The sequence below is a fragment of the Longibacter salinarum genome (genome assembly GCF_002554795.1).
GTDB classification, from domain to species: Bacteria; Bacteroidota; Rhodothermia; order Rhodothermales; family Salinibacteraceae; genus Longibacter; species Longibacter salinarum.
In genome coordinates, this window is record NZ_PDEQ01000005.1 from 362458 (window position 1) to 377276 (window position 14819).

At 61.5% G+C, this 14819-nt stretch carries 11 protein-coding genes and 1 riboswitch; of the genes, 6 read left to right on the plus strand and 5 right to left on the minus strand.

Going from position 1 to position 14819, the window contains the following annotated elements; genetic code table 11:
• Positions 1–34: 34 nt before the first annotated feature.
• From CRI94_RS11565 to CRI94_RS11575, 3 genes are all read left to right on the plus strand, one after another.
• The gene (locus CRI94_RS11565) at positions 35–571 is read left to right on the plus strand and encodes a macro domain-containing protein (protein ID WP_098075862.1); all 537 of its coding nucleotides are present in this window, start codon (positions 35–37) and stop codon (positions 569–571) included.
• A gap of 179 nt (positions 572–750) precedes the next feature.
• Positions 751–1515, plus strand: a complete 765-nt coding sequence (locus CRI94_RS11570; protein WP_098075863.1) for an acyl-[acyl-carrier-protein] thioesterase — start codon at positions 751–753, stop codon at positions 1513–1515.
• Positions 1516–1728: 213 nt separating this feature from the next.
• Positions 1729–3945, plus strand: coding sequence for a GWxTD domain-containing protein (locus tag CRI94_RS11575; RefSeq protein ID WP_098075864.1), 2217 nt, complete (start codon positions 1729–1731; stop codon positions 3943–3945).
• Positions 3946–4045: 100 nt separating this feature from the next.
• Here CRI94_RS11575 and ggt read toward each other — a convergent pair whose 3' ends face one another.
• The 5 genes from ggt to CRI94_RS11600 form a co-directional block, all read right to left on the minus strand.
• Entirely contained in the window at positions 4046–5836 is a 1791-nt protein-coding gene (gene ggt / locus CRI94_RS11580) for a gamma-glutamyltransferase (RefSeq protein ID WP_098075865.1), read from the minus strand.
• Between the two features lie 270 nt (positions 5837–6106).
• Positions 6107–6904 (minus strand): arsenite methyltransferase, encoded by a 798-nt coding sequence (gene arsM, locus CRI94_RS11585; RefSeq protein WP_098075866.1) that lies wholly within the window; start codon positions 6902–6904, stop codon positions 6107–6109.
• Between the two features lie 119 nt (positions 6905–7023).
• On the minus strand, positions 7024–7458 hold the full coding sequence (locus CRI94_RS11590; RefSeq protein ID WP_098075867.1) for an arsenate reductase ArsC: 435 nt from the start codon (positions 7456–7458) through the stop codon (positions 7024–7026).
• 112 nt (positions 7459–7570) lie between these two features.
• The gene (locus tag CRI94_RS11595) at positions 7571–7915 is read right to left on the minus strand and encodes an ArsR/SmtB family transcription factor (RefSeq protein ID WP_098075869.1); all 345 of its coding nucleotides are present in this window, start codon (positions 7913–7915) and stop codon (positions 7571–7573) included.
• Positions 7916–8051: 136 nt separating this feature from the next.
• Positions 8052–8567: a hypothetical protein gene (locus CRI94_RS11600; RefSeq protein ID WP_098075871.1), complete on the minus strand. Its 516-nt coding sequence runs from the start codon at positions 8565–8567 to the stop codon at positions 8052–8054.
• Positions 8568–8836: 269 nt separating this feature from the next.
• Between CRI94_RS11600 and CRI94_RS11605 the strand changes: the two genes are divergently transcribed.
• From CRI94_RS11605 to CRI94_RS11615, 3 genes are all read left to right on the plus strand, one after another.
• Positions 8837–11377 (plus strand): TonB-dependent receptor, encoded by a 2541-nt coding sequence (locus tag CRI94_RS11605; protein ID WP_098075872.1) that lies wholly within the window; start codon positions 8837–8839, stop codon positions 11375–11377.
• Between the two features lie 79 nt (positions 11378–11456).
• A complete protein-coding gene (locus CRI94_RS11610; RefSeq protein WP_098075874.1) occupies positions 11457–13211 on the plus strand; it encodes a PepSY-associated TM helix domain-containing protein in 1755 nt (584 codons plus the stop codon).
• Between the two features lie 149 nt (positions 13212–13360).
• Positions 13361–13439: riboswitch (adenosylcobalamin-variant (AdoCbl-variant) riboswitch) on the plus strand.
• 228 nt (positions 13440–13667) lie between these two features.
• Complete coding sequence (locus tag CRI94_RS11615; RefSeq protein WP_098075876.1) at positions 13668–14696, plus strand: ribonucleotide-diphosphate reductase subunit beta; 1029 nt, start codon at positions 13668–13670, stop codon at positions 14694–14696.
• Positions 14697–14819 lie beyond the last annotated feature (123 nt).

Sequence of the window (14819 nt, forward strand, 5' to 3'; positions counted from 1 at the left end):
ATTCACGTCTTCCCGTTTATCCGTCTCGAACGACATGACACATCAGGTTGCAGGTCTTACGATCGAGCTCGTGCAGGGCGACATCACCAACCAGCCGGACATCGACGCGGTCGTTAACGCGGCGAATGCACAACTCCGTACGGGCGGGGGCGTGGCGGGTGCCATCCACCAGGCAGCCGGGCCGAGCCTCGCGGAGGAGACGCGACCCATGGCGCCCATCCAACCCGGCGAAGCCGTTATTAGCGGCGGGCACGACCTCCAAAACGATCACGTCATTCATGTGCTCGGCCCCGTGTACGGCCGGGACGAACCCTCCGGCAAACTGCTTCGCGCCGGATACGACAACGCTATGAAGCTTGCCGAGGAGATCGGCCTCTCGTCCATCGCCTTCCCCGCCATTTCGACGGGTGCGTTCGGCTTTCCTCTCGAACCGGCCGCGCGGATTGCCCTGCAGGCCGTGCTCGATCACGCACCCGAGCGGTCCTCCCTCTCCCTCGTTCGCTTCGTGCTCTTCGACGAAAACACCCTCAAGGTGCATCGCTCCGTACTTTCCGAGCTCATGGAATCATGAGATCGCAGCGATGGACGGAAACCGACGGCGGAGATCCGCGCACCATAGGCGCCACCTTGTCTTGCCACAGTTCGCCGGAATCAGGGTTTTGCCGGAGGATTAACCGCACGGGCCGGAGGCATGATCGCACGTTTCGTATATAACAAACGGACTCTCTGCCCTCGCCAGCGTACTCGGTCATGCCCACTCGCCCCCTCTGGAACGAATCGTTTCCCGTTCGTGCGTACGACGTGACACCGCGCGGGACGGCCTCCGCCCTTGCACTGTGCGACTTTCTACAGGAAGCGGCCGGCAATCACGCCGCCCACCTTGGCGTGTCGATGGAGGACCTACTCGCCGAGGACCGCGCCTGGGTGCTCGCCTTCCTGCGCCTGGATGTCGACCGCTACCCGGAGTGGCACGCGGATGTACACATCGAGACGTGGCCATCGGGGCTGGACGGGATCTACGCGACGCGCGAATTCGTCCTGTCCGACGCCACCGGTTCGTTCGCTCGCGCCACCAGTGCCTGGTTCGTGATCGATACCGAGCGTCGTCGCCCGCTCCGCCCACCGGCCATTCTCCAGGAGATTGAGACGCTGGACCGCCCTCCGGCTCTCGACGTCGACCGGTCGAAGTCTACCGCTCCATCCGGAACGCCGAGCCACGAACGCGACTTCCGGGTGCGGTACCACGACCTCGACCTGAACCGCCATGTCAACAACGTGCGCTACGTCGAGTGGGCCGTAGAGACGTTGCCGGCGGAATGGCTGGATGAACACGACCTCACATCACTCACGCTGGAATTCCGCGCAGAAACGACTGCCGCCGATCCAGTACGTGCGCAAGCCTTCACCACAGAGATGGCAGACGATGCTACATTCCGCCATCACCTACAGCACCGCGAGACCGACCGCACACTCGCCCTCGCGACGACGGAATGGCACCCGGTCGATCCCGCGTAAGGGACCAGCCGGCGACGACCCATACCGTATGGGTAGGCAGAATCGACGGATACGTGAAGGAATATTGAAACCGATGAGTCCTTGCCCCATAAGAAGGAGGCAGGATGAAGTCAGGTCTGGTCCTCTGTCGTTGGCCTGTCCTCACGATCATGTCCGATCGGCGATTCCTGCAGCACCATTTGCTCCATTTCCCGGGCCGAATGCTCCTTCGCCATGGCCTCTGCCTCTCCCGCGCGCCACGCCGGTCTCTGCTTCCTTCTCTTGACGGCCCTGCTGCTGACGAAAGAGTCAGCATGGGCACAGCAGTCACCAACGGCCTCTGCCGAGATCCAGCTCGCTACTGCCGTTGATGCCATTTCTGAGGGCCGCTCGACGGAGGCTGTCCCCGTCCTTACGGACATTTTGAGCCGGGACCCAGCGTGCTGCAACAACGAGCACGGGGCGGCGGCCTACTGGCTCGGCAAAGCACTGACCGAGCAAGGTCGCCACGAAAAAGCCCGTCAAGTCTGGCGGTCTGGGGTTGAAGCGATGCATGCAGCGGATTGGCTCGACATCCGTCTTGCGGACGCATTTCTGTCATCGCTTACCCCCGCCCTCCTCCGTGCAGAGCGTCCACTGGCGCTAAAGACGTATGAGTCGATCATCTACTCGGTGGACGACGCGGGTAGCGAAGGTGAGCGCGACATCTACCGACGGTATGCGGCGGAAATGGAGCCGCTGTTGTCAGACGAAAGCCTGAATCAGCTCATCGAGCAACCGCGAGATGCATCGCCAGAGACATGGACCTTCGCCGATAGCGCCGGGGCATTTGCGCGAGCGTGGTGGAGCCGGCTCGATCCGATTCCGTCTACAGAGACGAACGAACGGATGGAAGAGCACGTGGCCCGCAGCATACATGCGCGTCAGGCGTACCGCTGCCCACACCGTGCAAGTGGTCTGGACGACCGCGGCATCACCTACATTCGGTTCGGCGAGCCACGTCGGACGAAGGTCATCGACTACGAGGACTCGGAGTTTCGTGAAGAGGTTTTCCGCTTCGGCGTCGCGGTTGCTCCTCGGGAATTCCCGGACAACGAGTTGTGGCGCTACGACTCACTTGCCGACGTGGGCTACTACATCTTTACGGAAAACAACCGGCAGTGCTACGAGAGCTCCGGCGCCTTAGACCTTCTGCCATCCCGACTCTACCAGAACCGGGGCCGAACGGATCGTGCGCAAAATATTTCGTATTCGGCGCTCATGGCACTCCGGTACATCTTTTCAGAGCTCGCGCTCTTCCATCCTGACTTCTCTCCGGTGTACTCGGAAATCTCCCGGTACGCCACCTATCAAGAGTCGCGCGCATCGGCCGCCGAGGTACGCGACAAGCTGTCGGCCGAGCAGGAAACGAATCAGAAGATTTACACGCAATCCGAGTCGGAAACAGTCGGGACGGGCTTAGGGCAAACACGAACGGTTTCGTCCTCCTCTAACTTCGGCATCGACTCGCCCGTCGGCTTCGTTCGGACGATGGCGACAACGATCCGACAGCAGGACCATGCGACGCGCTATCAACGCTCGAAGGATATGCCGCGTCACGCAACGGATCTGCTCGCTGCATCGGCTGCATTACCTGTGTCCGTCCGCACGCCACGCTTCCTCAACTCCGACGGTTCGACCCGAGTGGAAGTCTACTGGGGCGTCCAAACGAGTCACCTTCGCGGAGCTCAACCGGCCGTGCGGCCGTCCATGCTTATGTTCAGCGCCGTGCAGTACGACGCAGAGCACGAATCTACCGACCGCGTCGACCGGCGCCACTTTGTGGACATTGAGTCTCTGAACGGAAATACGATCTTTGCCTCGAGCCCGATTTCGTTCGACAGCCGCTCGTGGTTGGTTCACCTTGGCCTCGAGTGGTCTCAATTCGAGGTCCGCTCCACCACGTCCGGCTCGACCCGGCTCGGCAAGCGACTGCGCCAGACGACGATCCGAGCCGACTCCCTGCGCCCCATCCGCGCCACACCCGACCGCCTGGCGATGAGTGATCTTCGTGCCATGGTCTCGCCGTCGGGGACGCCGGCAGACGCGATCGCTTTTCCCTTCTCCACGATCGGGCCAGATACACCGCTCCTCCTGTACTTCGAACTCTACCATCTCGCCTACGACGAGGACGACCAGACGCGCTACACCATCTCGTACGAGGTCGAGGCCGAAACGCAGGGCGGCTGGACACGGCTGTTCGGAGACGACGTTCGGAAGACGAGTACAGAGGCGGAATACACGACATCGGCGCGCCGAACGGAGGAATACATCTACCTGGACCTCACGCAATTGAGGCAAGAGAAGAATCAAGATGTACGGGTGACTGTCCGTGCCACCGACACCGTGACGGGCGTATCCGCGTCTCGCACCACGGAGTTCGAACTCGTCGGGAGCGATGCACTGAAGTGATCGGTTTCGTTCAACATCACCTTCAGACAAGAAATGGGCGGCGTCAGTATCATCCTGACAGCCGCCCATTTCTCTACGATCCTGCATTCATCTGCGAGGGTCAATACCCCGCGACAGTGCCGTCTTTCCGCATCTCGGTGCCACCCCAGTACACGCCCTCCTCCGGGTCCCACATGATGGCCTGGTAGCCGCCGTAGCCTCCGGCGTCGATCTCGACAGCATGACCGCGGCCCCGAAGCGCGTTCACGACGTTCTGCGACACGCCGCTCTCCAGATGTAGCGTGCCGCGCCCTTCCATGACCTCACCCGTGGGTGACGTGCTGCCGCGGTGGCGGTACCGGGCTGCATCGCCGGCTTCCTGTACGTTCATGCCGAAGTCGACCATGTTGCAGATCACCTGCACGTGGCCCTGCGGCTGCATCGCTCCGCCCATCACGCCGAAACTAAGCCACGGTTTGCCGTCCTTTTTGGCAAAAGCCGGAATGATCGTGTGGAAAGGCCGCTTGCCGGGCTCGTAGACGTTCGGATGGCCTTTTTCCATCGTGAACAGGGCCCCTCGGTCCTGCAGCATGAAGCCGAGCCCATCCGGCACCAGACCGCTTCCCATGCCCGCGTAATTGCTCTGAATGAGCGACACCATCATGCCGTTTTTGTCGGCGACCGTCATGTAGATCGTGTCGCCTTCCTCCAGCCGCTCGCTCACGACGGCGCGCGGCTCGCCGTGACCCGGTTCACTCAGCACGCCATCCATCTTAATCATCGATCGGCGCTCGGCGGCGTACTCTTCCGAAAGCAGTTCGTCGATGGGGATGTCGGCGAAGTCCGGGTCCGCGTAGAACCGGGCGCGATCCTCGAACACGAGCTTTTTGGCCTCGGTCTGGACGTGCAGGTAGTCGGTGCTGTTGTGACCCATGTCCTCAAGGTCATATGCCTCCAGAATTTGCAGCATCTGAAGCGCCGCGATGCCCTGCCCGTTCGGCGGAAGCTCGAACACCTCGACGCCGCGGTACGTGACGCTCTCCGGCTCCACCCAGTCGGCCGTGTGGTCCGCGAGATCCTGCGCGGTGAGGTGCCCACCGATGCGCTCCATATACGCGTCGATCGTTTGAGCAATCTCGCCCTCGTAGAAGGCGTCGGCTCCGTTCTCCGCGATCATCTCAAGCGTGCTGGCAAGGTCCGGATTGCGAAACATCTCGCCTTCCTTCGGGGCGCGCATCTCGCCGTCCTCCCCTTCGATCAGGTAGGTGTCTCGCCAGTTGTCGTCCATCAGCGTGCCCTGCTCCTCGTAGTACTCAAACGCTCGGATGTTGCTCGCCCAGTAATAGGCGATGACCTGGGAGAGCGGGAAGCCATCCCGGGCGTACTGAATCGCCGGCGCCAGGTTGTCCGCCATGGAGCGCTCGCCGAACCGCTCGTGCAGCTTGTCCCAGCCGCTAACCGTACCCGGGACACTTACCGGTAGCGTTCCGACAAGCGGAATCTCGTCACGGTCGCCTAGCTCATCCTTCAGCTCATCGTACGAAAGGTTCTGCGGGGAGCGGCCGCTGGCGTTCAGTCCGTACACCTCGTCCGTTTCCGGATCGTAGACGATAGCGTACAGGTCGCCGCCGATGCCATTGCCGGTTGGCTCGACCAGTCCGAGCACGGCGTTGGCAGCAATCGCCGCGTCCACGGCGTTGCCGCCCTGCTTCATCACGTCCACGGCCACCTGAGAGGCCAACGGCTGGCTCGTCGCCGCGATGCCGTTTGGAGCAACGACGGGGCTCCGGGCGAACGAGGCGCCGGTCAGACGATCGCCGCCGCCATCCCCGTTCTGAGCAAGCGCGGACGAGGGCACTCCTACGAGGATAGCGACAATAAGAACAAGCGTCGTGGAAATGCGAGAAGACATGATCTGCTGGGATCCGTGAGAGAGTCGGGCGCCTGCAAGATGCGCACAAGTGCTTAAATGATCATGTACCGGCGCCCGTTTGGACGGAGGAATTACGTTTGGGGGGATGGAGTCTGCTCCCGACCGCCGTGGGGGGAATTGGCGCATTGCGATGCGCCGCTACGGGGGATGTGGTTTCCTACACCCTTGTCTGCAGGTTTATCACCTTCACACTTCCATACTTTCACACTTCCATACTTCCACACTTCCACACTTCCATACTTCCACACCTCACCGCTGTCCCCGGACGGTGATGCTTTCGATGGCGCCGCCGTCGCGGAAGGTGGCGACCTCCTCCTTGGAAGCGCGTTTCAGCAAGGCTTCGTCGGGCACGTCAATCGTTTTGCGCCGCAGCACCTCGACATTCTCGAACCCGGCTTCTTCGAGTAGCTCCAGATAGTCGTCTTCCTCGATCGCACCGCCGACGCATCCGGCGTACATCTCTGCGGAGCGGCGGACCGCGTCGGGGAGCTGTCCTCGGACTACGATGTCGGAGACGCAGAAGTGTCCGCCGGGTGCAATCACGCGGTACATTTCTGCAAAGGCCGTCGGCTTATCGGGCACGAGGTTCAGGACGCAGTTGCTAATCACAACGTCGAACTGCTCGTCCTCAAGTGGCAGGTCTTCGATGTCGCCCTCAAAGAACTCTACGTTGTCGAACCCGAGGGACGCGGCGTTGGCCCGCGCTTTCTTGATCATCTCGGGCGTCATATCCACGCCGACGACCCGGCCATCCGGTCCTGCAATGTGACGCGCCGTGAAGGCATCCAGGCCGGCGCCGGAGCCCAGATCGAGCACGGCGTCCCCCGGCTGGATGTTAGCAAGGTCCGTCGGCACGCCGCATCCGAGTTGCATGTCGGCCTCCGCCACGTAGCCCTCGACATCGTCGTAGTCGTCGCCGATCATGGTGACTTCTAGCTCGTCATCGCCGGAACAGCAACAGGACGAACCGTCGCCTTGCTCCTTGCTGCGGGCGATGGCGGCGTACTTCTCGCGAACACTGGCTTTTACGTCGTCTGGGGTTGTCATGAGACTGCTGGTTCGTTGTGGATTGTGGGTTGTGGGTTGGATTTGGCCCGGACCAATCTGGGATTTTCGTAGATAGCGCCACCATGCACCGCTCGGTTAAATCAACGGCGCGCGATGAACTAAGCATCCGGAGCTGATACGAAGGTCTGATCGATCCAAGAGATCAGGTCGTCGCGGACGGAGCGGAAGGCGTTGAGGCGCTCTTCGTCGCTCCCGGTCGCGGCCGACGGATCGGGGAAACTCTTGTGCATCACCTGCTCTGCGTGAACGACGGGGCACGTCTCTTTTGCGTGATCGCATACGGTGACGACGATATCCTTGTCGACGTCCACCAGGTCATCCAGCGTCTTCGAGTGATGACCCGAAAGGTCGATACCGATCTCGTTCATGACGGCGATCGCGAACGGCCGGACGTGCGTGCGCTCCGTCCCGGCACTGTAGACGTCGTACCGGTCGCCGGCGACGTGACGCAAGTAGCCCTCCGCCATCTGCGAGCGGGCGGAGTTATGCGTGCAAACGAAGACGACCGAGCGGGAAGGTTCAGTGGATGACATCGCAGTTCGTTGGGAGCGAAGAGGTTCGACGGCTGGCGAATCACAACGTATATCGAAAGTCTTCGATATACCCGATCAAACAAAAAAACGGAGCGGCTTTCCGATAGGTGTTCTACGCAGAAACAGCGTCACGCACGGTGGAAAAGCGATCCATGAGGTCAGACAGTCCGGTAAAAGCGTTGGGCACCACACGGTGGTAGACAAACTGGCCGTCTCGGCGACTGCGGATCAGACCTGCATCGCGCAGCACTTTGAGGTGATGCGAGATCGTCGGCTGGCTGAGATCGAAGTGCTCGGTGAACTCACAGACGCAAATTTCGCCGCCGCCGCTGTAAATCATCTCGACCATCCGTAGCCGCACTGGATTTGCGAGGGCCTTGAACCGGTCGACGGAGTGCTCAACATCCGCATCCCGCAGGCGATCATCCGAAACGTCTTCACTACTGCAACAGGTCATTCTCGATCGGCCAGAGGATTCGGTCGTGAGCGCTGTGATGATATATTGACATCTTTCTATATGGTTTCGCGATCTGCAGATCGCCCACAGAATTCGGGTCAAACGTCCCACCGCCTACACGCCCCAACTCAGAAAGTCACTGCACCTCTGGAGCAAAGCTCTGAGCGAACGGGCGGTCGAGGTCCTCAAGCTGAATGCGAATGAAGCCGTGATCGGTCGCCGCGTGGCACTGGTTGCAGGCATTCGACAGCGTCGTCAACTGTTCGCGCGCGCCGCTCCAGTCGCCCTCGTCGACGTAGGAATCCAGGGCTTCCACCTCCGGCACAAGAATTTCATTCGTCAGCTTGCCGACCTCGTAGCCCTCGTAGACCGGCGCCTCCATCTGAATCGTCTCGAGCGTCTCCTCCAGCTCGTGGAGGTAGAACTCGGACAGCTCACCGTTTTCCGCGTCCACAGCCAGAGCCGTCTTGTGCGTCCACCGCTGCACACGGCTCATATAGATGGCGAGCTCCGCCTCCTCTTCGCCGTGCTCTTCATCTTCTGCCGCCGCGTCGTGGCCGGTCTCTTCGTGCGCCTGTTGCGACTGCGCCGACGCCTCGCGCACGGTACCCGACTCGTCGGTGTCCGCTGAACAGGCCGGGAGCACGAGCATCCCGATCAAAGCAAGTATTATCAGATGACGTTCTGTAGAAAGGACGTGGTTCACGATCGGGCGGGCGATTACGATGAGATAAGTGTAGACATATTCTAAATAAGGACAACACGGAGGCGCGTCAAGTGCCTTCACGGGAAGAGTGAATTCCGTTTTCCTGGAGATCCGCCATCAAAAAAGCTTTGAGCGGCAGGATCTTGCAAGTGTCACTATCCTAATTTAGACTTGGTATAGATAAACATAAAGCCCTCAGCGAGAACCTCTGATTGATGACTCTCCTCGACGATCCACCTGCGCGTTCGGCCTCCGAACGACAAGCACCCGCTTCGCGTCGCCCCTCGGCGCTACTGCAACGCGTGCATCAAGCTCTTCCCGTCCGCCTCTTCATCTGGCTCCTCCTGTGTTTATTGACCGTCCCCGCCGCCGCGCAGGAGACGGCGACCGGTCGGATTGTGGGAACCGTTGCTGAAGCCACCACCGGCGAAACGGTCGAAGGCGCAAACGTCGGGCTTCGCGGCACAACCCTCGGCGCAGCCACCGGCGTCGACGGCACCTACGCGATTGAGGAGGTCCCGGCAGGCACGTACGTGATCCAGGCATCGTTCATCGGATATGAAACGGCGCAGCGCGAAGTTACCGTCGAAGAAGGCGAAACGACGACGGCCGACTTCCGCTTCACGCAGGACGACGTCGAATTGCAGGGCGTCGAGGTGATCGGACGACGCGCCCGCGGCTATGAGGCCGACTACAGCTTCGTGGCGACCAAGTCTGCGACCCCGCTCGAAAACGTGCCGCAGTCCATCTCAGTCATTACAAAAGAGGTCCTCGACGATCAGCAAGTCTACCGGCTCGATGAGGCGCTCCGAAATGTGAGCGGCGTCAACACGTTTTCCGGATACAACGATTACACCGCCCGCGGCTTCCGCACCTCCGGCGGCAGTTCCTCCGATGCCCGCCTTATCAACGGTCTGAAGGGCGGCTTCTCGTTTTGGACCAGCCCGATCCTGCCCCACATCGAGCGGGTGGAGATCATCAAAGGCCCTGCATCGGCCCTCTTCGCCAACACGAACCCGGGCGGCACGATCAACCTCGTGACGAAAAAGCCGCTTCGCACGTCCCGGCAGTCGCTCAACTTCACGCTCGGGAGCTACGACACCTACCGCTCCACGGCCGACTTCACCGGCCCGCTCAACGACGACGGCACGGTTCTCTACCGCCTCAACCTGGGCTACGAGAACGCAAAATCCTTCCGCACACTTCAGTTCAACGAGTCGTACCTCATCGCGCCGTCGGTGTCGTTCATCCCGAACGAGCGAACGCGCGTGAACGTCGATCTCGTCTACTCGGATCTCGACTCCCGCCTCGACCGCGGCCAGCCGATCTTCGACCAGAGCGACGACCTGACGTCGACGCCTATCAGCTTTGCGCTGAGTCAGCCGGGCGACTACATGCACAACACGAACTTCCACGTCACGGCCTCGCTCAGCCACGAGTTCACGGACTGGCTTGAGCTCAACAGCTCGTACATGAAGTTCCGCTACGACCAGGACCTGGAGGAGCACCGCACCAGCAATGTTTTCCTCCCTAATGACCCGACCGTCCTCCAGCTCGCGTTCATTAAGCGGGACCAGGAACGCACGGTCGACAACGTGACGAACTACCTTACCGCCGAGTTTACCACCGGTCCGGTGACCCACGAAGCACTGGGTGGTGTGGACTTCTTCCAGCAAGACGATAACCGAACGCAGTGGGGCGCACGCGGCGCCGATCAATTCATTCTTGAGGACGGAACGCAGACGCCGGGTGGAAATGTCGGCAACTTCGACCTCGAAGATCCGGTCTACACGATCGAGGGCCGTAATTCGTCGACCTACGAAGCCAACTGGTTCTCGCAGGCCCGTACGTCCGACCCGATCCGCTCGCGCACCTATGGCGCCTACATCCAGGATCAGCTTTCCTACGGCCCCGTCCGCCTGCTGCTCTCGCTCCGCCACGAGTGGTACCGCGACATCCTCCCCGACGAGCAACTCGAGGGTCTGCGTGGCGCATTCCCCAACGTAGATAACACCGCGTCGCAGTCCACCTGGCTCCCGCGGATCGGTGGCGTCGTGGAAGTCACCGACGGCATCAACGTGTACGGCACCTACGCCGAGGGCTTCGAGCCGCAGACGGCCGAGTCGGTGCTGAACCCGCAGCTCGGCGGCCCCTTCGACCCGCAGCAGAGCAACGTCGTGGAAGGCGGCACGAAGGCGCGTCTGCTGAACGGCCGGCTGCTTGCCACCGCCGCAGTCTACCAGATCACCAAGCAAAACGTCCTGGTAAATGCCAATGACTCCGCCAATCCGCAGCGGCTGGAGCAGCGAGGCGAGGAGCGTGCCCGCGGCGTGGAACTCGAAGTCGCGGGCGAACCGGTGCCGGGACTCCGCCTGACCGCCAACTACGCCTACAACCGCGCCGAAATCACGGAGTCGGCCGATCCGAGCGAAGTCGGCCGGATCAAAGAAAACGCCCCGGAGCACGCGGGCGGCTTCTGGGGCACCTACACGGTGCAGTCCGGCGCCCTGACCGGCCTCGGATTCGGCGGCGGCATGCAATTCGTCACCGAGCGCAACACGTTCGAGGAGACACTGCAGCTGCCCGGCTATACCATCTGGGATGCAACGGTTTTCTACACCGTCAATAGCTTCAAAATCAAGGCGACCGTGAAGAACGCGACGGACGAGACGTACTGGACCGGCGGCTATAACTACGGCCGGATCTATCCAGGCGCCCCGCGGACCGCGCTCTTGAGCATCGGCTACACGTTCTAGCCATCGACTCATGCTCACGTTACGGAGGACGGCGCTGATGCGTCGTCCTCTTCTAATTTGCAGACGACGATAGCCCCCCATGTTTTCGAACTGGAGAAAAACGCTGTTTCGGCTTCACGGCTGGATCGGCATCAACCTCGGCCTACTGCTGTTTGTGATTTGCCTGTCAGGGACGGTAGCGGTCTTCTCAAACGAGATCGACTGGCTGCTGAACGACGACCTGCGCGCCGAGGCGACCGATGAGCCCATTGCCTGGGACGAGATCGAGGCGTCGATCGATGAGACATTTCCGGATGGCGTCAACCTCGGGATGTACGCCCCACTCGAGCCGGGTTTCGCCGCGCGGGCGTACGTCGCACTGCCGGACGGTCAGACGCGAAAGGCGTACTTTCACCCGAAAACCGGCGAACTGCAGGGACACACGAGTTTCTTCAACACGCAGCGCTTCTTTCGGAGCTTCCACCGCCGCTTCTTCGACGGCGACCGTGGGATCGTCCTCGTCACGTTGATGGCAATCCCACTTCTCTTTTCCGCCCTCAGCGGATTGCTCTACTACAAAGGATGGCTGAAGCAGCTCTTTACCGTTCGCCGCGACAAGGGCCGGCGCCTGTTCGGCTCCGACCTCCACAAGGTCGCGGGCATCTGGGGATTGCTATTTACGATCTTGATCGCCGCTACCGGCATATTCTACTTCACGGAGGTCGTCTTTACGGGCACCGGAAACTACCAGGCGCTCCACGCGGAGCCGCTGCCGAACGTCCCGGCTGAGACGCTCCCCGACTATGGCGGTCGGGCGACGATGCTCTCTGCCGGCGTGCTCGCTGACCGTGCGCGAGCCGCCCTCCCCGGACTCGACGTACGCGGCGTGCGCCTTCCGCTCGGTCCAACGGATGCCGCCTCTGTGACCGGACAAATGGGCAACCCGATCACCCGCGACCGCGCCAATGAGGTCCACGTCAATCCATACACCGGCGCGGTGTTGGGCGTACAACGCAGTAGCGAGCTGGGCGTCGTGCCGTTCATCACCGACGCGGCGGATCCACTTCACTTCGGCTACTTCGGGAGCTTTTGGACCAAGGCGCTCTGGTTCGTCTTCGGTCTCATGCTGTCCTTCTCGATCCTGACCGGCGCGTACGTCTGGGTCGTACGGTCGGAGCCCTCGCACCGCACGGCGAAGGCGGACCGTGAGGATGGACTTTCGCTCCGCCCCTTCCCCTGGCTGCGGGGTGCGGTGGTTTCTGTCGCACTGACGCTGGTCTACTGTGGCGTCGTGGTGTCCTCGACCATCGACGGCATCCAGTACTACGCTCCGCAGAACACCGGCCACGTCCCCGTCACGTCTATAGCCAATGGAGACCTTCGGGCGGATCTGCTATGCACGAAGCCGTGCGATTTACAGGACGGGTCGACGATGGCCCTTCGATTCGAGGGCAAGGACATGCCGAACCCGAAGGCTGTCACCCTCACCACGGCCGACGGTGACACCATCTCCCTTAATGCGTACCAGCAATACCATCGCGGAGAGGTGACCACCGCACCCGGGACAGCGATGACGCTCAGCCTTGCGACGTGGGACGCACCGCCCGTTCAAAAACAGTTCGAGGCTCCGTCGCCCGTTCCAGACGACCAAATGACGACCGCCGCGGCCTGGCCCGAGGCGGCACCCGGCGTCTGGTGGGTCGTGGGCGGCTTCGTCCTACTCACCGTGAGCAGCATCGGCACCTGGTTGTGGGGCGTCTGGCGAGCCTTCCAGAGCTCGCAGTCGAAAATGCAACGGAAACGCCGACGGTCCACCACACCACGTCCAGACGTGAAGCTTCCCCCCACGGCGTGACATGCTCCAACAGGCTCGTTACGGAGTAGGCGAAAAAGGCACATGATCTGGCTTGATTCTTCTATGGGCAGCCCCTACCCTGCAAGCTACATTTGATATGATCCCACGTCTTCTCCGGCTGCACGTTCGCGGTGCAGCAACGACGGCCATACCGGCCAACGTTCGGGGGAAGCCCGGTGAAATTCCGGCACTGTCGCGCAACGGTGAGAGTCCGAATGCCCGCTGAGAAGACGATCACACCCGGCCGAGCTTGTTTCTGCGTGCCGGTCGGGACCCCTACGCGTCATAGGGCCCGTGGTCTCTGAGTGTGGAGAAGAAGTGCGTTGGTATGCCCGGCTCGACTGTGTTTGCATGACACGTCGCGCGACCCTCTCGGCGTGCCGACCTTCGTCTCTTCCGCTCTGTGGCCTTTGGCGCGTTGACGCTCAAGGTTATCGTCTTACACAGAGCCCGCTTATGCCCGCCCCCTCGTCCGCCGTCGCCTCCTCTCCGGCCAAAGAACCATCTTCGCGCAGCCTCTTCACGCCGCGCGTCCATCTGAAGCCGCACGACTACCCGCATCTGCTCGATTTCAAGACGGCGATCCGCCGGTCGTACTGGGTCCACGACGAGTTCAACTTCGAGGGCGACGTACAGGACTTCCGCGTCAACTGTACGGACGTCGAGCGGAGCGTCATCAAGAAGACGATGCTCGCCATCGCGCAGATCGAGGTATCGGTCAAAACGTTCTGGGCCGATCTCTACCAGCGCCTCCCGATTCCCGAGATCGGCGCCGTGGGAATGACCTTCGCGGAGTCGGAGGTCCGGCACATGGACGCGTACTCGCACCTGCTGGAACGCCTCGGGCTAAACGATGCCTTCCGCGAGATCGACGAGATCCCAGCCATCCGCGACCGGATCGACTACCTCGACGACGCGCTCCAGCGGGCGAAAGACGGACGCGACCGCGAGCTGGCATTCTCCATCCTCCTCTTCTCGATCTTCGTCGAGCACGTCAGCCTCTTCAGCCAGTTTCTCATCATGCTCTCGTTCGACAAGCACGAGAAGCGGTTCAAGGGCGTCGCGAACGCTGTCGAGGCGACATCGAAGGAAGAGCAGATCCACGGCCTCTTCGGCATCGAACTGATCGACCTGATGCGCGAGGAGCGTCCAGAATGGTTCGGTCCGGGCTTCGAGGACGACGTGCAGGCCGCCTGCGAGAAAGCCTACAAGGCAGAAATGAAGATCCTCGACTGGATCTTTGCCGAAGGAACGCTCGACTTCCTGCCGCGCCCGGTCATCGACACGTTCCTCCGCGACAAGTTCAACCAGGCGCTCGACAACGTGGACATCGAGCCGCTCTTCGACGTGGATGCCGACCGCCTCGCCGAGACGCGCTGGTTCTACGAGGAAATCCTGCTCACGAAGGGCAACGACTTCTTCTCCAAGCGCGGCACCAGTTACTCGAAGATGACCCAGAGCGTCAGCGGCGACGACCTTTTCTAGACAGCGGTATCCGGGGGTTCGATGCAACCTTCGAATCCCGTTTTCCGGACGCGCCACCGAACTCCTCCTCGGCTGTCAGGCTCGACGCCCGACGCGAAAACCTCTTTTCTTACTACTCCGCCT